The sequence below is a fragment of the Pelagimonas varians genome (assembly GCF_003208435.1).
In the GTDB taxonomy this organism is placed as follows: Bacteria; Pseudomonadota; Alphaproteobacteria; order Rhodobacterales; family Rhodobacteraceae; genus Pelagimonas; species Pelagimonas varians.
In genome coordinates, this window is the sequence record NZ_QKMF01000034.1 from 1 (window position 1) to 21,140 (window position 21,140).

A 21,140-nucleotide genomic window follows, 5' to 3' on the forward strand; every position below is an offset into this window, starting at 1 on the left:
TACGCACCGCATCTTGGCGAAATTCGTCCGTACGTTTCAGTCCCATAGTCTGTCTCCTTTGTTGCAGTAAATGCTATCAAAGGAGCGGCATCAAAACCGCGACAGGTCCACTACCGCGCAGCGGGAAAACCAGCCTTTCATGTAGTGTGCAGCAAGGTTCAAAGGTCGAATTCTCAGACTGTTGGACAAAACGGCAATTTGCTGTGCTTGCTCTCATGTCCGCAATTGATGTTTCAAATGTGCTGGGACCTTCCATGCGATGGCCTATTCCAGGGGTTGTTTGGAATCGCGGCAGTTTTGGCTTTCCAGCGTCAACCCGATAACGAAGCTTGGATGTTTCTAACCAATCCCCTCTGCCAGTACATCGAAAACAACGCGAATTCTAAGATTTGTCTTTAGTTCGCGGTGGGCGACCAGCCATGTCTCGATACTGATCGGCTCAAACGCCGAAGTCGGGTTTTCGAGTTCTGGATAAGCCGTCCCGATTTCGATCGGGAGAATGCCGATCCCAAAACCTTGACGGACAAGTTCGAGCGTCAATGTGGCACTCGACGTCGAAAAATTGAAATTCGCGGTGGTCAGATTCACGTCACGTGATGCCATCAAACCAAGCCGCTGTTCTGGTTGGTCGAAACCGACAAACGTTAATGTCTCAAGATCAGCCAGCGACTTGGGGCGGCCAACTTCGTCAAGGTACTCTTTTGACGCGAAAAGATGTGCCCTAGTGTCGCGAAGCCGTTTTGCAAACAGGGTTTCGTCTTTGGGTCGAGAATGACGGATTGCAATATCCGCTTCACGACGCCGCAAATCGCTCAACTCATTTGATGCGATGATCTCGATCTGAAGGTCTGGCGCAGTTGTGCGCAGATTTTTTAGGACTGGCGGTAGAAAATACGTTGCCATTAGGTTTGTAGCCGAAATCAATACATGTCCGGTCACGGCTTCGGATTGGCCCGTTGCAGCAAGGGATATGCTGCTTGCCGCATCGCCCATCATTCGAAAATGCGCCAGTAATTCTACACCTGATTGTGTCAACAAGAGCGCGCGCGATGTCCTCTCAAAGAGGACCACGCCAAGAGCCTCTTCGAGGCCCGCGACCTGTCGGCTCAGTGTAGGTTGCGTCAGACCAAGGGCGCGCGCGGCCGCGGATAGAGATCCTTCTTCAGCGGTAACGAGAAACGCCCGCGCTTGGTTCCAGTCGAAGGCTGATCGTTTCCACTCCATTATTTTCGTATACCAAACCAAGAGGGATACGCAATTCCGTATTGGTAGGCTGCATTCTATATTTTGCCAACGAACAACTTGAACCAGGTAAGAGATATGACGCAGCCAGACACTAAGAGCACCAGTTCATCGCGCGCTGCCACGATGGAACAGGCAATCCCCATGATCTCTCGCCGCTTCGGCTCTTGGGACGTTCTCATAAGCAGGCGGACGATCTCTTCTGCCGACCTTGCCAGCCGTTACGACGCGGTCGCGGGCAAATGGGCGCGGACCGCCCGTCGTTTTCGATTGGATGCCGCATATTCAGAGCCCCTTTTGGCCTCTCAGGTTGCTATAGATCTTATGCAGGTTGAGCCACAGGCGCGGATTCTAGATTGCGGCGTCGGAAATGGGAGCCTTTCGATTGCGCTTGATAGCCTCATGAACGGTCCGGCCGAATTTCATGCAATTGATACCTCTGCTGAAATGCTTTTACAGGCAAAGTCCGTGATGCAACACGCCGGGATGGGCCCGCACCTTCAACAGTCCGATGTTATGTCATTGCCCTATGAAGATCAGTCATTTGACGTTGTTATGGCCGCGCATGTCCTTGAGCACCTGCCTGATCCGCAACGAGCGCTTGCAGAGATGGTTCGCGTTCTAAAGCCGGGTGGGATGGTGTTCATTTGCGTGACGCGCCCCTCACTTTTCGGCGCACTAGTCCAACTTTTTTGGCGCACTTGGGCGATCACAGAACAAGAGGGGATCGCGTGGTTAAACGGATCCCAGCTTGTTGGTGTCGAATACCAACCGGTTCGGCTCGGCTCCGCTGGCTTTGCGAGCACTGCCTTTTGGGCGCGGCGTCCCAAATGATCACTCCAAGTCGAAAAGCCCCTAGAATCCATCTGAGAAAATCCGAATGGGTCGTCTTTGGCGTCATCTTTGTCTATTCGTTCATTCCTGGCTTTGGTGGTTTGATCCGAGTTTTGGAACTTGCAGGTGGACCACAAATTGCACCGGAAAACCCTCGGGCTTTGATCGCCCCAACACCCATCATTCTCCACACCCTGACCAGTTTTCTGTTCTGTATCGTCGGCGCGGTTCAGTTCTTGCCAAGCATCCGACGCCAGCGTCCAGCTGCGCATCGCGTCATCGGGCGGATGACCGTAGTGGCAGGATGTATGTCCGCCCTAACTGGTTTGTGGATGACGCATTTTTATGTCTTTCCTGAGGCGCTTCAGGGGGCCGTGCTGTATTGGGTCCGGGTGCTTCTGGGCACGGCAATGATCGGGCTCATCATCTGGGCCGTGATCGCAATCAGATCCCGCAACGTTTTCCAACACGGCGCGTCGCTGCTGCGGGCCTATGCCATCGGTCAGGGCGCGTCGACGCAGGCCGTTTTGGGCATTGCGTGGATCATCGCTGTTGGCTCAGAAGCAATGGGACCCCAGCGTGACGGGTTGATGATTTTCTCGTGGGTGGTCAACTTTCTCGCCGCAGAAATCTTCATACGCGTAATGCTGAGACCGCCAAAGCGTCGGCGAGAGCATTCGTCACTGCCGACTAACACGGCCTCAACACCAAGAAATGATACATGAGATGACACACCAAAATAGTTATCCCCGCATTCTTTTGTCGATCCTTTGGATATTCATTATCCTGAATTTTGTTGCTCGTGATATTCATGAATTGGGCCGCCCTGGCATGCTGGAACAGATGATGTCCGGCACAATTGACGGGGTCGTGATAACGGAAATGTTGATGCTGTTAGGCGGGATCATGATAGAGATTCCGATCTTGATGACTGTCCTTGCGTTACTGTTGCCACATAGGGTGAATCGATGGGCGAACATTGGTGTTGGCCTTTTGACGATGGTCATGATCGTGGCGATGAACCGACAGCCCGACCTCGACAACTTCTTTTTCATGGGATTTCAGTTGACCGCCCTAATTGCCATCGTCGGGATAGCTCGGCGATGGCAAGCCCCCGAGCGGACAGACGCAATAACATCGTAAATGCGCAGCACCTGACCGCTTTGTCCAACAACATGTCTAGCGAACTTACGGGCAAGAATTGTTCGAAGAACCGGAGAACAATATGCCTAATAAACTTGACCGAGCAACGGTAGTAATCTGCACAATAGCTATTCTGAACACGATGGGTCTCGGCCTAATTATGCCAGTCATGCCAGAGCTACTTGCTGGGTTTCAAGGTGGGTCAATTGCCAGAGCTGCGGCGATTGGCGGATATCTTTCATTGGTTTTTGCTGCGATGCAGTTTGTTTTCAGTCCGATCTTGGGCGCGTTGTCCGACCGATACGGTCGCCGTCCAATTTTGCTGGGCTCATTGGCACTCGCTTCGGCGGACTATCTCATGATGGCAATGGCCCCTTACCTTTGGGTGATTTTCGTTGGCCGGATGTTGTCCGGGGCCAGTTCGGCGACGCTATCAGTTGTCAATGCATACTTGGCAGATCGCTCGTCCAAAGAAGATCGCACCAAGTTCTTCGGCTACGTGGGTGCGGCAGCCGGAATCGGCTTTGTCATAGGGCCATTCATCGGCGGACTGTTAGGCACCTACGGACCCCGTGGCCCATTTTACGTAGCCTCGGCTTTGTCCCTAGTAGCATTGGTGGGAACGATGCTCTTTGTACAAGAGTCGTTGCCTGAAGGGAACAGGCGACCAATAACTTGGAAGATCATCAATCCGCTTAGTCCTTTGCTGGCACCTGTGCAAGGGGTGTCTTTGGCACTGTTCGCGGTGTACTTTTTTGATGCTTTAGCAGGTTTTGTCTTTCCGGCAGTTTGGGCGTACTTCGGTGCTGCGCGATACGGATGGAACAGCACCACAATTGGTGTTTCCTTCGGTATCATTGGCATATGCTTTGTGTTGACACAGGCCGTGACTTTGGGGCCGGTCGCCAAGCGAATAGGCAACCTGAATGTGGCTGCGTTGGGGCTGTCGCTTGGTATTGCAGGTTTCCTAACACTTGTTTGGCTGCAATCAGGGTTGTTCGCTTTGATCCTTCTGCCAGTTTTCTCGTTCAGAGCGATTGTTGGCATTGCGATTGTTGGCGAAAGCTCTGCTCAAGTCGATCCCAATCGGCAGGGCCAGTTACAAGGAACGTTTGCAAGCCTTGGCGCTCTAGCGTCATTGGTATCGTTCCCAATGATGACCCAACTTTTTGCCACTCAATTGTCAAACGGTGGATCGGCAAACACTTGGCACTCCGGGGCCCCATTTTTGCTTGCCGCTGGTTTGGGGGGGGTGGCTTTGTTGCTACTGATTATGACTGTCAAACCGGGCCCCACAACAAAGGGCGGCCAAGCAAGCAAAAAGGCGCAGTAAAGCATTGATGCCGTCCTCACGATTGCAACGATGCGCAGCACGATCACGTTGAAAATACAGGAAAGACAGAATTAGCAAATCGGAAAAATTTTGGGATAAAGCCGCTAGCAACTATGACAACACTGAAGAGAAATTTGAGTTCATTCATAGGCGTAGCCGCGAAAACACAAAAAGATATCTGAAGGATACCGACATTGTGTTCGACTACGGATGTGGAACAGGCACGACCGCCTGCGAGATTTCCAGCTTGGTCAAGAGCGTCCGCGCGATTGATATTTCAACTGCGATGATCGAAATCGCAAAGGAAAAGGCCGCAACAGTTGGCGTCGTCAACGTTGATTTCGAACAAGCTGACATCTTCGATGAGGCGTTCCAGAATGATTCATTTGATGTGGTGTTAGCATTCAATATGCTGCACACAGTGCTTGATCCGGAAAGTATTGTGCAAAGAACGGTTGAATTGCTGAAGCCTGGCGGGTTGTTTGTTTCTGTAACACCTTGCTTGGGCGGAAAAAAGTCAGCCTTGGTTTCGCTGCAAATTCTGCTGGTCAGAGCGTTGTTAAAGTTAGGGGTTATCCCGATCCCCATTCGACAACTCAAGAGTGCCGACTTGGACGATCTGATGGATGACGAAAGGTTGGAGGTCATTAAGACTGAGGTGATTTTCAAGGGTGCATCTAGCTATTTTATGATTGCAAAGAAGATTTCCTAGTCTCGCGTCCTGAAGACCGGGCCTGGAACGCAAACGCAGTTATGGATATCTTCCGCCATGTTATGGCAACGGGCTTTTTTTGGGAGACCCAATTGTTGGAATCGCTTGCAGAGAAAGGGAGGTTTGGGAATGGCCGCTCTGGTGAAATTCGGTGCGCTGCAAAATACGCGCCGCTGCACATGCGAGAAAATGCTGCGTCAGCAATAGCCACTCTTGCAAAAAGCGGATTTGTCCGCATCCCTTCCGTTCGAACACCAAAAATGCTGCGCAATGGGTCGAACGGCTGGTCTGGGAAAGCCGCAGCGCAGCGTTTGATCACCTAGCCAGCGGCAGTTGTGGGCCGATTGTGTTGAAAAACTCTTGCTTGATCTAATGGTCAATCGCTGATGCAATTCCTTTATTGATTGGGGGATTTGGCGATGATGGGACCAAAGCAGGAGGCGCAAGCGGCGCTGTTCTATGAGCTCTCTCTGGAGGATCACGTTCCACAAGATCACCTGCTGCGGTCGATTGATCGGTTTGTGGATTTGAGCAGCATCCGCGCGCATCTTTCGGATTTCTATAGCCATACAGGCCGTCCTTCAATTGATCCTGAACTACTGATCCGAATGCTACTCGTTGGATATTGCTCTGGTATCCGGTCGGAACGCCGTCTGTGCGAGGAAGCTCATCTGAACCTTGCTTACCGCTGGTTCTGCCGTCTGGATCTGAAGGACCGGATCCCGGATCATTCGTCGTTTTCCAAGAACCGCCACGGCCGCTTCCGCGAGAGTGATCTTCTGCGCCACGTATTTGAGACGACCGTCGCGCGTTGTATGGAGGAAGGGCTCGTGGGCGGTTAGGGATTTGCCGTGGATGCCAGTTTGATAAGCGCTGATGTCCAGAAACAGAACTCCAGCAACCTGATGACTGGGCAGCCCGTATGACCGACCCCAATGATGCACCACGTGCTGTACGGGAGTATCTCGACACCTTGGATGACGAGGCCTTTGGTGCGGCTACGACAACCAAGCCCAAGTTCACTGCTCATGCCGATCCGGCCAGCCAATGGACAGCCGCACGCAAAGGTCCCGCTTTCTTTGCCTGTTCTACCAACTATCTGATCGATACAGATCACAGTATCATCGTCCCCTCTCATTGATTGCTTTGCAATCAACTGCCGGGCAGTGGATGTGGATGCCAGCTGCTCGAACAGAACCGCCGGGGTTGGTGCCATGCGCAAGATGATCGACCGAACCGAAGAGTGCTTTGGCTTGAAGCCGGATTGGATCGTCGCAGATACGGCCTACGGGTCTTCCGATAACCTTGTTTGGCTGACCACAAAACGTAAGATCCTGCCCTTCATTCCCGTCTTTGATAAGGGCGAGCGCACTGATGGAACATACTCCAGATCATTGGGATAATGAGAATGACCGCTACATCTGCCCTGGCGGCAAAGAGATGAAGCATTCGCGGCGCAGCTATTCCGATCCCGCCCGGAACGCTCCAGAATGGAAAGCGCGCAAATACCGGGCCCCTAAATCTGATTGCACCGATTGCCCATTAAAAGCCAAATGCTGCCCAAAATCAAAGACGCGCGCGATCCACCGCGAGAAATATGAGATCGTCCGAGAATTTGCCCGTCAATGTACCGCATCAGACTTCAATCAAACCGCCTCGAACCGCCGAAAGAAAGTCGAGATGCTCTTCGCCCACCTCAAACGCATCCCTGGCTTGGCCAGGCTCCGATTGCGCGGCCCATACGGCGTCCAAGATGAATTTATCCTCGCAGCAATCGCCCAAAACCTTCGGAAACTCGCAAAACTCAACCCGTTGGTGCCCGCCACAGGCTAACATCGTGGTCGACATACAGACGTCCAAGTAAAATCAATGCGATAACCCACTTCGAAAGGCTGAAACCAACGAGTTCTTTAACACAATCCGCCCCTTCTGGCCAAAGTGGGACCAATGCTGCGCTTCGCACGAATGACTTGGAAGGGCTGACAGCAGTCACTGGGCAGTGGGATCACAGGTGATTTCGCTGCAAACGTGCTGCCGCACCGCCGCAAGGCGGCTTCGAGCCCGAAGTTTAGGATTCTGCGTCAAGCAGAAATGACTGCTAGTAGGCGGAAGCGGTCACTCACCGCACGCGATGTGAACGTCTGAAATGCTGGCTTTGCATTGATTTGCCGACATTGTGCCAAGCATTCCTGATAGGAAGTGAGCCATGTTGGAGTGGCTTTTCATTCAATTGCCGGAAAATAGTCCGCTGGTGAGACGCTAGCTTTCTGCAAGCCGTGGTTCGCTTTGGTGAGCAGCACAATCTCAGGCCCAACGGCTTCAGCTGAACGGGCTGACTTGTTCACTCGGACAGCTTGCTGGATTGCCAAAACGCCCTGCTGTGTCGGGTCATCAAAGGACGCCGCAAGGACATTGTCATTCATCAGGCTCCGCAAAACTGTATGGCTAATATACGTCGATAGCAGCTTTGGCGAATGCTGATCTTTGTTCGCCACCAGCAATCCTATCGCCGCTTCAACGGCTGGGGCGCTGCCGATCAGATAGTCAGCTTCCGGGTGTTTCTCCAAAGCCATCTCGACAAGCGCAAGCTGTTGCCTCAGCCCAGTGTCCGCCGAGAAAACCTCGGCGATCGTCACTGAGCTAACAGAAAGACCCTCGCGCAAACCGGCTTCCAAAGGGCCAGTCCAGCCAGCGGCACGTGGCCCCGAGATCAACACCGCCGTTTTAGGCGGCGTACCCTTCGGGTGAAGCTCGCTCAGATAGCGGCCAAGAACGAAGCCCATTTCTTTCCAGTCAACTCCGATCCGCCCGCTGAGCGCGTCAGAATGCAGCTCGTTGACCAGCCCGATGACTGGCAGTTTTTGTGCAACACGGTTAATGGCCTGCAAAAGATCAGGGTGGTTTGATGAAACCGCGCCAATCAAGATCGCATCCACACCGCGCTTCACGCATTGATCAAGGAGTTTGATTTGCTCTGCGAGCGCGTTATATCCGCCAGCTTCATAGAGCAGCAGATCAACGTTTTGGCGCGCTGCCTCTTGCTCGAGCCCATAGCCGACGCTTAGCCAGTATTCATCTTTGAAATGAGGAACCAAAACACAAAACAGCCGTGCCTTCTGAGCAGGCGATGCCGCCAAAGGCGTTACCCAACTGGTGGAACAAATCATCGCAAGCACGATTGAACAGTAGGTGACGGCCCCGTAGAGATTGAATATGCGACAGACAAGATTTGACACGCGACTGATCCAGATTCTCTCTGCTATGGCTGTGCTGGCCATCATGGTGGGTGTGGCTGCGATTGCGGTCAACCGCTATTTGGTGCGCAGCCAAAGCGAATTGGTCGAGACTAACCTTCCGGCGATGCAACTCGCAAGCCGGATTGGCGAGACAACAGAAGTTGTCGGCACACTTGCAACCGCCTTTGTTCAAGCCGACACGCCCGAAGACTTAGAGCAAATCACTTCAGCGCTTGAAGCGGCGGTCAGCAAGATCGAGGTGGGTTCGCGTGAGCTTGAGGGCATTAGCCCGTTATCATCGGGAGCAACTCCTTCACGGGCGGCCGAGATCGTCTCGCGGATGGCAGAGAACGGACATGAAAAATTACGCTTATCAAGGCACTATACGCAGGCTGGAGCTGAACTGGCCCTCTTGGGGACCCGCCTCGAAAGCTTGATTGAGGCAGAGGTTGATCTGGCCCGTTTGAGGATCACAGCAAGCATTGTCGGGCTTTACACAGGGCAAGAAACAGACGCGCGCCCGCTACTTGATAAGCTGGCCGACCAGCACTTTTTCGCATTCGAGCGCCTCACCGAGCTGGCGCGCATGGTAGATGCGATACGCTTGAAACTTCAGCTGGTCCCGGACGCAGTTGCACCTGACGAAATCGCGCGGTTGGGCACTGAATTGGGGAACCAGATCAAGCTGGCCACCGGACGTATTGTCTATTTACCGACAGGCTCGGCACGAAAAGAGGTAGCGTCGTTGATGCAATCTTACCAAGACGCTTTGGCAGTTGACGGGTTGATAGGGTTGCAGCGCAAGCGGATTGGTTTGCAAACTGCTATAGCGACCGACAGCGAGAACTTGCGATCTGTCATCTCAAAGCTGTCAGAACGGGCAAGGCAGGCGCGGGACGCGGTCCAAAAGGATGGGTTAGAGCGGATCGCAGCGGCCCAGAAGCGCGCGTCGCAAATAACGGCAGCGCTGTTGGGTCTGGTCATTGCAGCGGTGGCTGCGGGGGCAGTTCTATGGCTTTATGCGCGCAAGCAGCTGGTGGCACGGCTTGGCAACCTATCACGCCGCATTGTCTCTGTTGCAGGAGGGGACTACGGCGCGCCAGTTGTGATCAGCGGTCATGACGAAATCGGGCGGATGGAAAAGGCTCTCAACATCCTACGCCGTCGCGCCAAAGATGCCGAGCGTTTGCGCGGCAATCTGGAGGAGGCCGTGATTGCGCGCACCGGTGATGTTGTCGCCGAGATGAAAGCGTCAGACACTGCGCGCTCAAAAGCCGAGGCGGCAGACCGTAGCAAAACCGAGTTTCTCGCACGGATGAGCCACGAAATTCGCACCCCGTTGAATGGCATCATCGGAATGCTCGATTTGCTTGAGGCTGACGAACAAGACCCCGCCCTCAAAGCGCGCGCGTATGCGGCGCTCAGCTCGGCCAGCGCACTGCTTGATATCACCAATGACATTCTGAACTATGCAGGCAGTGAAGACAGCGAAAACCGTGGAAACCCCGTGCATTTTCAACTGCGCGATCTTGTCGGACAGATGGGCCATCAGCTTCAATCGCTCACACTGCAGAAAAAACTGGAAGCTGTTGTTGATCTCAGCGAAGGCGCACCACTCGCCCTGTTTGGCGATGTTGTCAAAATCCGCCAGATCCTTGGCAACCTCATTTCCAACGCCGTTAAATACACCAAGCGCGGCAGTGTCACGCTGAGCGTTGACCACGCCGTTGATGCGCAGAACGGGCACCCCGTGATCAGCTTTAGCATCGCCGACACAGGTGTTGGCATGACGCAAGATGCGATTGCCCATGCGTTCGATGCCTATATGCGAACCGATGCCGCCCAGCGTGCGGGCATTGAGGGCATGGGGCTAGGCCTTGCGATATCGCGCAACCTGACTGAGGCGCTTGGCGCGGCGTTGACTGTTGAAAGCGAGCCCGGCGTTGGGAGCCGCTTTACTTTAACGGTGCCACTTGAATTGGGTGACCCTGCGCTTGCGGGAGACGACGCCGAGGTGACGCCCGACATCACACGCAACCAAAGCGTGCTGGTGATAGATGACCATGCCGTCAATCTGATGGTTGCGCGCGGATATCTGGAGCGGCTCGGGTGCCGTGTTCGCGAGGCCGAGACAGGGGCTGCCGCGCTGAAGGCAACAGAAGAGCAACGCTTTGATCTTGTGTTGATTGATCTCGACCTGCCAGACATGCGTGGTGAGGAAGTTGCAGCGCTACTGGGGCAAATGTCCGACACCCCAACGCTCGTTGCTCTTACCGCCTATCTGCTTGATGACACAGCGGAGAACCGTGCAAAGCTCGGCGTTTCCCGTGTCTTGCAAAAACCGATGTCGCCCCGTGCGCTGGCCGAGGTGCTTGACGGCATTTCGCGCGCCGAACCTATTGGACGCAGCACAGTGCTGGAAAGCCTGCGTGAGGATATTTCAGACCTTGGGGTCGAAACGACAGGCTTGATCGTGCGTGAATTTCTGAGTGACTTGCCTGTTGCCGTTGAGGCGGTTTTGACAACTTCCGGGAAGGATCAAAAAAAGGCTGCTCACAAGCTCAAAGGGGCGGCGGCAAACTTTCGTCTAGAGGCCTTCTGCGAGGCGCTCATGCGTGTTGAAGAGGCCGCGGACGACGAGGCGCTCAAGGCTGTCAAACGGCTTGCTTCCGAGGCCGCGAGCACTCTGGAAGCTGCCATGAAGGAGACAGGACTTCAGACTGATGCAGGGTCTACGAAGTGATAGCCCTGCCCATGCTGAGTCAAAATCCACTCTGGGTTCGTTGGATCTTGCTCAAGCTTCTTACGTAGGCGTCCGACGACGACATCTATCATCCGGTCGCTTGAGCGCATCGCTGCACGCCCGATCAACTCAGAAAGGCGCGCGCGGCTGAGCGTCTGCCCCGGATGGTCAGCCAGCGCAGCCATGATCTCGAATTCTTGCGGGGTCAGGTTCTCAGTGCGCCCCGCCGAGACAAGCCTGCGGCGGATGCGGTCAAAGCACCATGGGCCAAAGTTTTCGACAGGTGGTGGGCCTTCGGGGGCTTGGCCAATGTCGGCGATCCGCGCCAGCAAGTTCTTCACCCGCGCGGCCAGCTCGCGCTTGTCAAACGGCTTGGTCACGTAGTCATCTGCGCCCATCTCGAGCCCAACGATTTTGTCGACCTGATCATCCCGCGCGGTCAGCAGAATAATGCCGATACGCGACACCGCGCGTTGCTCGCGTGTGATCGTCAACCCGTCTTTACCGTCAAGGTTGATATCAACCAGCAATAGCTCGGGCGGGTCTGTTTCGATAACCCTCTCCATATCGCCCGCGTCTTCGGCTTCGCTCACGCGGTATCCCTGCTCGCGCAAGTAGGCCGCAAGGCGCATGCGCGTTGTGCGGTCGTCTTCCACGATTAGGATGTGTTGAGCCATGGGGCAAGTTTACATTTCTTTACATTTTCGAACAAGCCAAATTACGCACGATCAAGGTTGAGCTTCGGCGCATAAAATAGTGTTGGCGCAGATAATTCACCCAAGGAAGCAAACCATGTCACTCAATCAACCAACCAGACGCTCGTTTTTGCAAGGCGGCGCGGCCGTATTCGGCGCAACGAGCCTGTTGGGCACAACGGCCATGGCCGCGCTTGACCCCAACTCTTTCAAAGGCCGCGTTTTCCACGCATCGCACTTTGGCCCGTTCGAGGCTGTGGTGCGCGACGGCAAGCTTGTCGGCATCAACAACATCATGGAGCTTGATGCGCGCCCAACCGAGATGCTGAGCTATGGCATCAAAGACCGCACCTATGACAAATCGCGTATCAACTATCCGATGGTGCGCAAATCCTACCTTGAAGGCTGGGAAAGCGGCGACATCAAACCCGAACTGCGCGGTAAGGAAGAATACGTCAAGGTTGACTGGGACACGGCTTGGAGCCTTGCAGCCAAAGCGCTGCTTGATACGGCGGCAAACCATGGCAACGAAGCGATCTTCAGTTCGTCTTATGGCGGCTGGTCAAACGCGGGCACATTCCGCCCCAACGTGCTTCAAGGCCGCTTGATTAACCTTCTGGGAGGTTGCACAAACACCTCTGGCGACTGGTCTGCCGGTGCCTCGCAGGTTTCTCTGCCCCACATCATTGGTGATATGGAAGTTTACTCGGCCCAGTCTGCTTGGGAAACCATCCGCGACGAAACCGACGTGTTCGTTCTTGTCGGCTGCGACCCGATCAAAAACAACCGCGTCGAATATCGCGTGGCCGACCACGGCATGTATGCGCATTGGGAAGAGATCCGCGATGCTGGCGTCAAGTTTGTTTCGCTCAACCCGCAGCGCACGGCGTCTGACGAGTACCTGAACGCTGACTGGGTCAGGATCGTGCCCAACACCGACGTCGCGCTGTTCTGCGCCATGGCTTACCACGTTGTCGAACAAGGCCTCGAAGCCCGCGCCTATATGGACAAATACACAGTCGGCGCTGACAAGTGGATTGCTTACGTCAAAGGCGACGACGACGGCGTAGCCAAAACCCCTGCATGGGCCGCAGAGATCACCGGCATCAACGAAGCCAAGATTAAAGAGATGGCCGAGCTTTTTGCCAAGTCAAACACCGAGTTTGCTGGTGCATGGTCACTGCAACGTGCCCAACACGGTGAGATGACGCACTGGGCGATCATCAACTTTGCCGCCCTCACAGGCAAAATCGGCAAACCTGGCTGTGGTGTAGGCTTTAGCTGGCACTACGGCAACGGCGGCATGCCAGCTTCTGGCAAGTCGACACCATCGGGCATGTCTCAGGGTCGTAACTTCGTCAAAGGAATCTGCCCAGCGAGCCGGATCACCGAAATGCTGGAAAACCCCGGCAAGGAAGTTTTCTACAACGGCAATACGCACACCTACCCTGACGTGAAAGTTATTTTCAACGCTGGTAACAATTTCATGAGCCACCAGCAGGACACAAACCGCCTAATCCGTGCGCTTGAGAAAGTCGAAACCGTGATCAGCGTTGACGTCTGGTGGACGGCGGCGACCCGTTGGGCCGACATCGTCCTGCCTGCGGCGTCCACTCTGGAACAGGACGACATCACCTCGGGCGGCACCTATTCCAACGACCGCGTCTATGCGATGAAAAAGGTGATCGAACCTGTGGGCGACAGCCTGCCCGACTACGAGATCTTCGAAGGGCTGGCCGACAAACTTGGCCTGTGGACGCAGTTCACCGAAGGCGAAGACAAGATGTATCACATCAAACTGGCCTATGAAAAATCCAGCGCAGCCGCGCATACCCCGTTCGAAGACTTCTGGGAAAAAGGCTATGCGCGCATGGATGTGCCAGAAGAAGCCCGCAAGTGGACACGCCACGGCGACTTCTACCAAGACCCGGAAGGCAGCCCGCTGCACACCGCGTCAGGCAAGATCGAAATGTTCTGCGAAGACTTCGCCAAACTCGAGATCGAAGACATGCCCGGCATGCCACAATGGATGGAGAAACACGAATACCTCGGCAACGCCAAAGAAGGCCAGTTGCACGTTGTTTCTCCACACCCGTGGTTCCGCCTGCACAGCCAGATGGACCAGTCTGAAACCCTGCGTGGGCTCTACAAAATCCAGGGTCGTGAGCCAGTGCGCATGAACACCGAGGACGCCGCCTCACGCGGTATCGAAGACGGCGACCTTGTCGAGCTTTACAACGATCGCGGCACAGTTATCGCCGGTGCCGTTGTCAGCGACGACATCATGCCCGGTGTGATCTCGATCTATGAAGGCTGCTGGCCATCACTTGACAGCAAGGGGCGCTGCAACTCTGGCTTGGTCAACTTCCTGACCTCGACACAGCGCAGCTCGGGCCTCGCTCAGGCGACAACTGCGAACACAACTCTGTGTAGCATGCGCAAGTGTGAAGACCCTGAGGGCCCGAACATGGCGTACGAGAAACCTCCAATCATCGAAGATATGGAGATTGCCGAGATCGACGAAGACAAGCTTGGTCTTGATCGCCTCGAAGCGCTTACAGCCAGCCTCTACGCTGACATGGAGCCGGGTGAGAAGATCTTCTTTGAGCGCTGCACCGTCTGCCACGCGCCGCGCGAAGTGACACACTTCACGCAGCAACAGTGGAAGGGCATCACCCCGTCGATGTTCCCCCGCGCTGGCCTAGAAGAGGACGAAGCCGCACTCGTCATGGACTACTTGATGAAGAACGCTTCTGACGCTGTTAAGTAAGCGATGCCAACACAGGGAGGCTGGGCAACTGGCCTCCCGTTTTACCCACCAGACATTCACCAACATTCAAGGAGAGGGTTATGCACATTGATCGCGTAACACCTGGTTGTGGCTGTGACAGCGTCTTGCCTCCCGCCGATATGATGAGCGTCGCCGACGCGCTGGATCGCGCCTTGGCGCTGGTCGCGCCTCTTGCAGACACACTCAGCCTCCGGCTTTTTGACAGCTTCGGACGCACAGTCGCCAACACTGTTCACGCCGCCGAGGCGATGCCTTTTTTTGACAACTCCGCCATGGACGGTTTCGCACTACGCTGCGATGACCTTGCCTGTTTGGGCGCTCTTCCTATCGCTGGAACTGTGGCGGCGGGTGAAAGCCCACGCGCGCTTCCCGAAGGCGCGGCATTGCACATCTTCACAGGCGCGCCCTTGCCGCAAGGCGCTGACGCGGTTGTCATGGTCGAATGCGCGGTCGAGAAGCAGGGACATGTATCGTTCACGACCAAGCCAGAGGTTGGCGATAACATCCGCCACGCTGGCAGCGACCAAGCCGCAGGCCAAGAGTTGCTCGTCGCTGGCGCACGCATTGAGGCGCATCACATCGGGCTGTTAGCCGCTAACGGTATCGAAACAGTCGAGGTGGTCCGCCGCCCGCGCATTGCTGTTTTTTCAACGGGAGACGAGCTGGCCAGTGGGAAACGCAAGCTTGGCCAGATCCCCGATGCGAACCGCCCGATGCTTATTGCCTTGGCGCAAGTAGCTGGAGCCGACGTAGATGACCTGGGCATTTTGTCTGACGATTTAGAAGCCACAGTCGCGGCTCTGAAAAACCTCGGTGCGCAGTATGATCTAATCCTCACATCCGGTGCCGTTTCGATGGGCGGCAAAGACCACATTCGCGAGGCTTTAGTCGCGGCGGGCGGTGACGTGCAAGGCTGGCGCGTTGCGCTCAAGCCCGGCAAACCCGTGATGTTTGGCAAGCTCGGCGGCGCAGCATTTACCGGCCTTCCGGGCAACCCGTTTGCCGTTCATGTTGGCTTTCATATGTACGTCTTACCACAAATCGCGCGCTTGCTCGGAGCGGTTCCCGCACCATTTGCGCCCGTGCCCGCCGTGGCAGGGTTTAACTGGACACGCAAAGCGGGCCGCGCTGAAGTTTTTCCCGTCCGTCTTGTGCGCTATGACAGCACTGGCATGCCAGTGTTAGAGCGCCTCGGCCGCAGCGTTTCAGCGACGCTACTGCCGCTCGGCCAAGCAGACGGCCTCGCCATCGTGCCCGCTGATTGCGGCGAAATATCAACAGGCGCGCCACTCAGTTGGCGTCCATTTTGCATCATAGGAGAGGACCCATGAGCCTTTCCCCCCTTGCCGCCATCCGCTTTGAGAGCGGTGACATTGACGGCTTTCTCACCGCAATCGCAAACACGCCGGCAGCCCAAGGCCTGCGCGTGCGCGGCGCGCTGCAAACACGCGGGGCTGTTGGCGGCGAATGTCACTGCGCCGATATGGATCTGACGACGCTTTGGTCGCAAAGAACCTTCCGTATCTCGCAACCCTTGGGCAACGGCTCGCGCGGTTGCCGCCTTCACCCGGGTGCGCTGGCGGAATGCTCTTCGTTCATCGAGCAAGAGCTTGAAAGCGGCGCTGACCTGTTGATCCTCAACCGCTTCGGGCGCGGCGAATGCGAGGGCCGTGGCTTTCGTGAGCTGATCGGCAAAGCCATCGCGCTGGACATCCCCGTGCTGACTGCCGTGCGCCCGACATATGCCGAAGGCTGGGCCGAGTTTGGCGCTGGTATGGCCTGTGATTTGCCGATGGACATAGCCACCACGCTCGCTTGGTTTGCCAACCTACAGGAGGCCCGTCATGCCGCTTGATACCGCCCCGGCTCCGCTTCTTGACAGCTTCGGGCGCACCGTGAGTTACCTGCGCCTGTCGGTGACAGACCGGTGTGATATTCGCTGCACCTATTGCATGGCGGAGAAGATGGCGTTTCTGCCCAAGCGTGACGTTCTGAGCCTTGAGGAACTCGCAAAGCTGAGTGACGTTTTCATCCACCGCGGCGTGCGCAAGCTGCGCCTCACAGGTGGCGAGCCTCTGGTGCGCCGTGATGTGATGGATCTGTTCAAACACCTCTCAAAGCACCTTAAATCAGGTGCGCTTGACGAGCTGACGCTGACAACCAACGGAACCTTGCTGGCGAAATACGCCGAGACGCTGGCCGCATGTGGCGTGAAGCGCGTCAACGTCTCGCTCGACACGCTTGACCCGCAGCGTTACCGCGACGTGACCCGCATTGGCGACATCTCTATGGTGCTCGCGGGCATCGACGCTGCCATCGCGGCGGGCTTACAAGTCAAGCTCAACGCGGTTGCCAGCCGTGGTGTGTTTGAATACGAAGTGGATGCGCTGATTGCCTTTGCCCACAAGCGCGGCGCGGCTTTGACGCTGATTGAAGAGATGCCCTTGGGCGACACCGGGCTTGACCGCAGCCAAAGCGTGCTGTCTCTACGTGACTTGCAAGCTGACCTTGCCAAGCGCTGGACACTCACGCCACAACGCCATAGCTCGGGCGGGCCTGCGCGCTATATGCGAGTGGAGCAAACCGGCGGGCACCTAGGGTTTATCTCGCCGATGTCGTGTAACTTCTGCGCGCTTTGTAACCGTGTGCGCGTCAGCTGCACAGGGCAGCTCTATACTTGCATGGGCGACGAGGGAGCAGTTGATCTGCGCGGGCCATTGCGCCATTCTGAGGCCGCAGTTGAGCGGGCGATCCGTGCAGCCCTTGATGCCAAACCAGAGCGTCACAACTTTGCTCTTGATCGCATGGCAGAGCCTGCCGTGACACGCCACATGTCCGCCCTTGGCGGCTGAAACTTGAGACCTCGAAACGAAAACCCATGAGCAAAAACCTACAGGAGCCGCTGGCGACCTCGCAAAAAGCCACCCAACGATTTGATATGCTTATTCCGCCCTCGGCGAAGCGACTGCCGAGGCAGGCAAGCTATCTGCGCAAAGCTGCCCTTGGTGGCCTGTGCAGCATCGAAGGCTTGGCCACTTGCGGTTGAATGGCCGCTTTTTCCCGTCTGGCACGGAACATTCACAGATGCGGCTAATGTTTGGTCTCTGCCCTTGGTGTCGAATGATCTTGACCTTTTCGGGCTGCCCAGTCACCGTATGAACGGTCTCAAGCGGTTAATTCAACACGATCATTCTAAGAGCGTCGTAAGCACGGCAAGGAGCGTTGCTAGACGTGGACAAGTGTTGTGCTATCTGAAATCAAAACCGGTTGTGCTAGCACTGCGCTAGCTGACAAGCTCTAAGCAAATCAGTTTCACCACAGAGCTGGAAACTACCGATAGTCGCTGCTTTAAATGGTGCCCGGGGGCGGAATCGAACCACCGACACGAGGATTTTCAATCCATCCAGTTTTGCCAGTAATCAGGCGAAATCCATTTGTGTTGCTACAACGTAAATGCTAGCAGTGTTGCGCGCGCACTGCAAGCTTTTAGAAGGTAGATCACTGGGGTGTGAATGCACACAGTGGCATGGGGGCGGAAACGGTCGAGGCGGGGGAGACTTTGCCGTCGGTAGTGTCATTCGAACAAGTCGAGCGCAACGTTCCATAGGTGCTGACATCAGACAGCGGCGACAGGAAGTGAACGGTCGGAGGGTTGAAACTGACTCCAAAGTTTAGACGTTAGGTCTGGGAGTGATAGAATGGCGCAGATAGCTGCGAACCGTGAATTTCGTATGCCCAATTGATATAGTGTTGATGGATGTTTTCTAGGTGCTATACGGCTTTTTTGCAACCGAGTTCGCATTTCAGATGGCCGGTGTGCTGGATAAATCCCCAGCGCCGTAAATATGAAGCAATAGATCCGGATTACCGCAATCCCCTTCGAGTTCCGACCGGAGGTCTGCAAGAATGATCATGTTGAGGCGACGCTGCCGCATGTCCGTCGCGTGTGCCGCTGTTCTCAGATTTGGGCGTCAGAAAGGCCGGGCCTTTATGGCCTTTCTGATGTATCCGATCATGTCCGCACTAAGCGGAACTGTTGCCCGATGCAGTCTAATTGGCTTTTTCAATTCATTATGTTTCTCCGCTTGGCTGCGACATCAGCTTAAGGTTGCTGGTTGTGTATACGGGTGAATTTGCAAATAATGTTTTAAAACAATGTGTTGGTGGTATGTTGTTTAAAATTAGCATTATCTAAATGTCTTTTCCTTGACAGGTCCGGCTATTTGGGACCGTTATTAACGTAAGGTTAAGTTATTGGTTGTTGTCGCTAATTTTGCGCGAAAATTGAATTTTGGGGGGGAGCCAAATAATGGCCAAAATTAACGGGACATCTTCGTCAGATGCACTTTCGGGAACCAACCGCAGCGACAAAATCAAAGGAAAAGACGGCGACGATACGCTGCACGGGTTGGCTGGGAATGACAAGCTTTATGGCGGCGACGGAAATGACTTGTTGGTTGGAGGCTCTGGCAAGGACAAGCTGAAAGGGGACGACGGAAGTGACACGCTTGAGGGTGGTTCCGGCAACGACGATCTAAGCGGCGGTGATGGCAATGATTCCCTGGATGGCGGCACCGGCAACGATGATCTGGAAGGCGGCGACGGCAACGATACCCTAGATGGCGGCACCGGCAACGACGATCTCGAAGGCGGCGGCGGCAACGATATTCTCCTTGGTGGTGACGGTCGCGACAAACTGGAAGGCGATGATGGCAACGACCAGTTGGATGGCGGCGACGACGACGACACGCTGACCGGTGGTGACGGGTCTGATACGTTGCTGGGCGGTGCTGGCAATGACGTTTTGATCGGTGACGGATCGGGTGGTGGCTCGGGGCATCACAAACATCGGCATGGCTCCGGTTCAGGGGCTGCTGCCGCATCGACCTTTGATGACTACCTTGATGGCGGCGCGGGTAACGATCTCATGTTTGGCGGTGCCGGTAATGATACTTTGCTTGGCGGTTCTGGCAATGACATGCTCTTCGGCGGCGATGGTTCTGACAGTTTACTTGGCGGCACCGGCAACGATGTTTTGATCGGCGACAGTTTGGGCGGATCAGGCCGTGGATCGGGTTCTGGCAGGCGACACGGAAGCGGCTCGGGATCAGGGGCCGCGATGGCGGGCGGCTTTGATGACTATCTCGATGGCGGCGCGGGCAACGACATAGCCATTGGCGGGCAGGGCGCAGACACGGTTCTGGGCAGCGACGGTGACGATCTTGTATTCGGCGATGAGTTGTCCTTCAAATCAGGATCAGGGTCGGGTTCCGGTCATGGCAAGAAACATCGTCGTGGTTCAGGATCTGGCAGCGGGTCCGGTGATCAAGGCTTCAATGATTACCTTGATGGCGGCGCGGGCAATGACTTTGTGCTTGGTGGCGGCGGTGATGACGAAGCTGTCTATTCGATGGCCGAAAATAGTGGCGCATCGGATGATTATCGCGGCGGCCGCGGCATTGATACGCTGACGTTGAATGTGACGTCTGAAGAATGGTTCCGGCCAGATGTGCAGGCAGATGTTGCAAACTATCTGGCATTTCTGGCGGCAAATACAAATGCTTCAACCGGCGAGGCGAACTCGGCTGTTTTTCAATTCACAGCCTTTGATTTGTCTGCCCGAGAATTCGAAAACCTGCGTGTTTTGGTCGACGGGATCGAACTTGACCCAACGGATGAAGCGGTAGATGCCATAGATGATTTTGCCGGTGTTTCCGAGGACGCTGCTGCGGTTGGATTCCCGTCTGTACTGCTGAACGATGATGTGCCGGATCTAGCGCAATCGGTCACTTTGGTGTCGGGGCCGGCGGCAGGCATTTTGGTTTTTAACGAAGGTACACCGGCACATCCGCTTGGCAACGCGCCAAGTGTTGGCAGTTTCACTTTTGACCCGAACGGAGAGTTTGAAGATCTGGCTGAAGGTGAACTGCGCGACGTGACCTTCACTTACGAAGTCACAGATGCGGATGGTGATACCGATCAGGCGACTGTCACGATCACTGTAACTGGCACAAATGATGCGCCGAGTTTGGCAGCAAGCGTTGCGGCAGCGGTTGAAGACGGTCCGACGGTGGATGTTGATCTTACCGCGCTAGGTACGGATATCGACAGCGATGATGACGGCACCAGCCTTACCTACACGGTCACAGGAGCGCCGGCCGAAGGCAGCGCGAGCATCACCGGGGGGACTCTCACCTTTGATCCGGGCAGTGACTTCCAAAACCTTGCGCTGAACGAAACCCGCGATGTTGTTGTGCAGGTCACCGCAACTGACGCGCATGGCGCAACAGCGGTCAATGATGTTGTGGTCACCGTGACCGGCACCAATGACGCGCCAACGATTACAACAGGCTTTGGTACTGCAGTTGAGGATGGCCCGATTGTGTCGGTTGATCTGGCCCCATTGGCTGG

14 protein-coding genes and 1 pseudogene are annotated in these 21,140 nt (G+C 55.4%); 12 read left to right on the forward strand and 3 right to left on the reverse strand.

Annotated features, from left to right (window positions below; genetic code table 11):
- Nucleotides 1-339: 339 nt before the first annotated feature.
- Entirely contained in the window at nt 340-1,224 is an 885-nt protein-coding gene (locus C8N36_RS23215) for a LysR family transcriptional regulator (RefSeq protein ID WP_097807071.1), read from the reverse strand.
- Between the two features lie 162 nt (nt 1,225-1,386).
- Here C8N36_RS23215 and C8N36_RS23220 point away from each other — a divergent pair, with 162 nt between their 5' ends.
- The 6 genes and pseudogenes from C8N36_RS23220 (at nt 1,387) to C8N36_RS23250 (ending at nt 7,097) form a co-directional block, all read left to right on the forward strand.
- Nucleotides 1,387-2,076, forward strand: coding sequence for a class I SAM-dependent methyltransferase (locus C8N36_RS23220; protein WP_170125978.1), 690 nt, complete (start codon nt 1,387-1,389; stop codon nt 2,074-2,076).
- Nucleotides 2,073-2,801 (forward strand): DUF2306 domain-containing protein, encoded by a 729-nt coding sequence (locus C8N36_RS23225; RefSeq protein ID WP_097807069.1) that lies wholly within the window; start codon nt 2,073-2,075, stop codon nt 2,799-2,801. The genes C8N36_RS23220 and C8N36_RS23225 overlap by 4 nt, the downstream gene beginning before the upstream one ends.
- 1 nt (nt 2,802) lies before the next feature.
- Nucleotides 2,803-3,219, forward strand: a complete 417-nt coding sequence (locus C8N36_RS23230; RefSeq protein ID WP_097807068.1) for a DUF6326 family protein — start codon at nt 2,803-2,805, stop codon at nt 3,217-3,219.
- An 82-nt stretch (nt 3,220-3,301) separates the two neighbouring features.
- Nucleotides 3,302-4,552: an MFS transporter gene (locus tag C8N36_RS23235; RefSeq protein ID WP_097807067.1), complete on the forward strand. Its 1,251-nt coding sequence runs from the start codon at nt 3,302-3,304 to the stop codon at nt 4,550-4,552.
- A 70-nt stretch (nt 4,553-4,622) separates the two neighbouring features.
- Nucleotides 4,623-5,264, forward strand: a complete 642-nt coding sequence (locus C8N36_RS23240; protein WP_097807066.1) for a class I SAM-dependent methyltransferase — start codon at nt 4,623-4,625, stop codon at nt 5,262-5,264.
- A gap of 419 nt (nt 5,265-5,683) precedes the next feature.
- Nucleotides 5,684-7,097: pseudogene (locus C8N36_RS23250) on the forward strand (transposase).
- Between the two features lie 389 nt (nt 7,098-7,486).
- Here C8N36_RS23250 and torT read toward each other — a convergent pair.
- A complete protein-coding gene (torT, locus tag C8N36_RS23255) occupies nt 7,487-8,500 on the reverse strand; it encodes a TMAO reductase system periplasmic protein TorT (RefSeq protein ID WP_245911047.1) in 1,014 nt (337 codons plus the stop codon).
- On the opposite strand from torT, the gene C8N36_RS23260 reads away from it, so the two are divergent.
- Nucleotides 8,478-11,243 carry an ATP-binding protein gene (locus C8N36_RS23260; RefSeq protein WP_097807064.1) on the forward strand — a complete coding sequence of 922 codons (2,766 nt, stop codon included), beginning with the start codon at nt 8,478-8,480 and terminating at the stop codon, nt 11,241-11,243. The genes torT and C8N36_RS23260 overlap by 23 nt on opposite strands.
- Here C8N36_RS23260 and C8N36_RS23265 read toward each other — a convergent pair.
- The gene (locus tag C8N36_RS23265) at nt 11,216-11,920 is read right to left on the reverse strand and encodes a response regulator (RefSeq protein WP_097807063.1); all 705 of its coding nucleotides are present in this window, start codon (nt 11,918-11,920) and stop codon (nt 11,216-11,218) included. The two genes, C8N36_RS23260 and C8N36_RS23265, sit on opposite strands and share 28 nt — an antisense overlap.
- 115 nt (nt 11,921-12,035) lie before the next feature.
- Between C8N36_RS23265 and C8N36_RS23270 the strand changes: the two genes are divergently transcribed.
- The 5 genes from C8N36_RS23270 to C8N36_RS23290 form a co-directional block, all read left to right on the forward strand.
- Entirely contained in the window at nt 12,036-14,708 is a 2,673-nt protein-coding gene (locus tag C8N36_RS23270) for a molybdopterin-dependent oxidoreductase (RefSeq protein ID WP_097807062.1), read from the forward strand.
- 80 nt (nt 14,709-14,788) lie between these two features.
- Nucleotides 14,789-16,060, forward strand: coding sequence for a molybdopterin molybdotransferase MoeA (locus tag C8N36_RS23275; protein ID WP_097807061.1), 1,272 nt, complete (start codon nt 14,789-14,791; stop codon nt 16,058-16,060).
- Entirely contained in the window at nt 16,057-16,584 is a 528-nt protein-coding gene (locus C8N36_RS23280) for a DUF2478 domain-containing protein (protein ID WP_097807060.1), read from the forward strand. The genes C8N36_RS23275 and C8N36_RS23280 overlap by 4 nt, the downstream gene beginning before the upstream one ends.
- The gene (moaA, locus tag C8N36_RS23285; RefSeq protein WP_097807059.1) at nt 16,574-17,581 is read left to right on the forward strand and encodes a GTP 3',8-cyclase MoaA; all 1,008 of its coding nucleotides are present in this window, start codon (nt 16,574-16,576) and stop codon (nt 17,579-17,581) included. The genes C8N36_RS23280 and moaA overlap by 11 nt, the downstream gene beginning before the upstream one ends.
- 1,457 nt (nt 17,582-19,038) lie before the next feature.
- Nucleotides 19,039-21,140 (forward strand): calcium-binding protein (locus C8N36_RS23290; protein ID WP_211318282.1); only part of this gene is annotated, 2,102 nt, incomplete at its 3' end.

Excerpts from the sequence above, each read along its gene's own strand:
- C8N36_RS23260 (WP_097807064.1), top strand. The coding sequence starts at position 8,478 with ATGCGACAGACAAGATTTGACACGCGACTGATCCAGATTCTCTCTGCT.
- C8N36_RS23215 (WP_097807071.1), bottom strand. The coding sequence starts at position 1,224 with ATGGAGTGGAAACGATCAGCCTTCGACTGGAACCAAGCGCGGGCGTTT.
- moaA (WP_097807059.1), top strand. The coding sequence starts at position 16,574 with ATGCCGCTTGATACCGCCCCGGCTCCGCTTCTTGACAGCTTCGGGCGC.
- C8N36_RS23270 (WP_097807062.1), top strand. The coding sequence starts at position 12,036 with ATGTCACTCAATCAACCAACCAGACGCTCGTTTTTGCAAGGCGGCGCG.
- C8N36_RS23220 (WP_170125978.1), top strand. The coding sequence starts at position 1,387 with ATGATCTCTCGCCGCTTCGGCTCTTGGGACGTTCTCATAAGCAGGCGG.
- C8N36_RS23235 (WP_097807067.1), top strand. The coding sequence starts at position 3,302 with ATGCCTAATAAACTTGACCGAGCAACGGTAGTAATCTGCACAATAGCT.
- C8N36_RS23230 (WP_097807068.1), top strand. The coding sequence starts at position 2,803 with ATGACACACCAAAATAGTTATCCCCGCATTCTTTTGTCGATCCTTTGG.
- C8N36_RS23265 (WP_097807063.1), bottom strand. The coding sequence starts at position 11,920 with ATGGCTCAACACATCCTAATCGTGGAAGACGACCGCACAACGCGCATG.
- C8N36_RS23225 (WP_097807069.1), top strand. The coding sequence starts at position 2,073 with ATGATCACTCCAAGTCGAAAAGCCCCTAGAATCCATCTGAGAAAATCC.
- C8N36_RS23275 (WP_097807061.1), top strand. The coding sequence starts at position 14,789 with ATGCACATTGATCGCGTAACACCTGGTTGTGGCTGTGACAGCGTCTTG.
- C8N36_RS23280 (WP_097807060.1), top strand. The coding sequence starts at position 16,057 with ATGAGCCTTTCCCCCCTTGCCGCCATCCGCTTTGAGAGCGGTGACATT.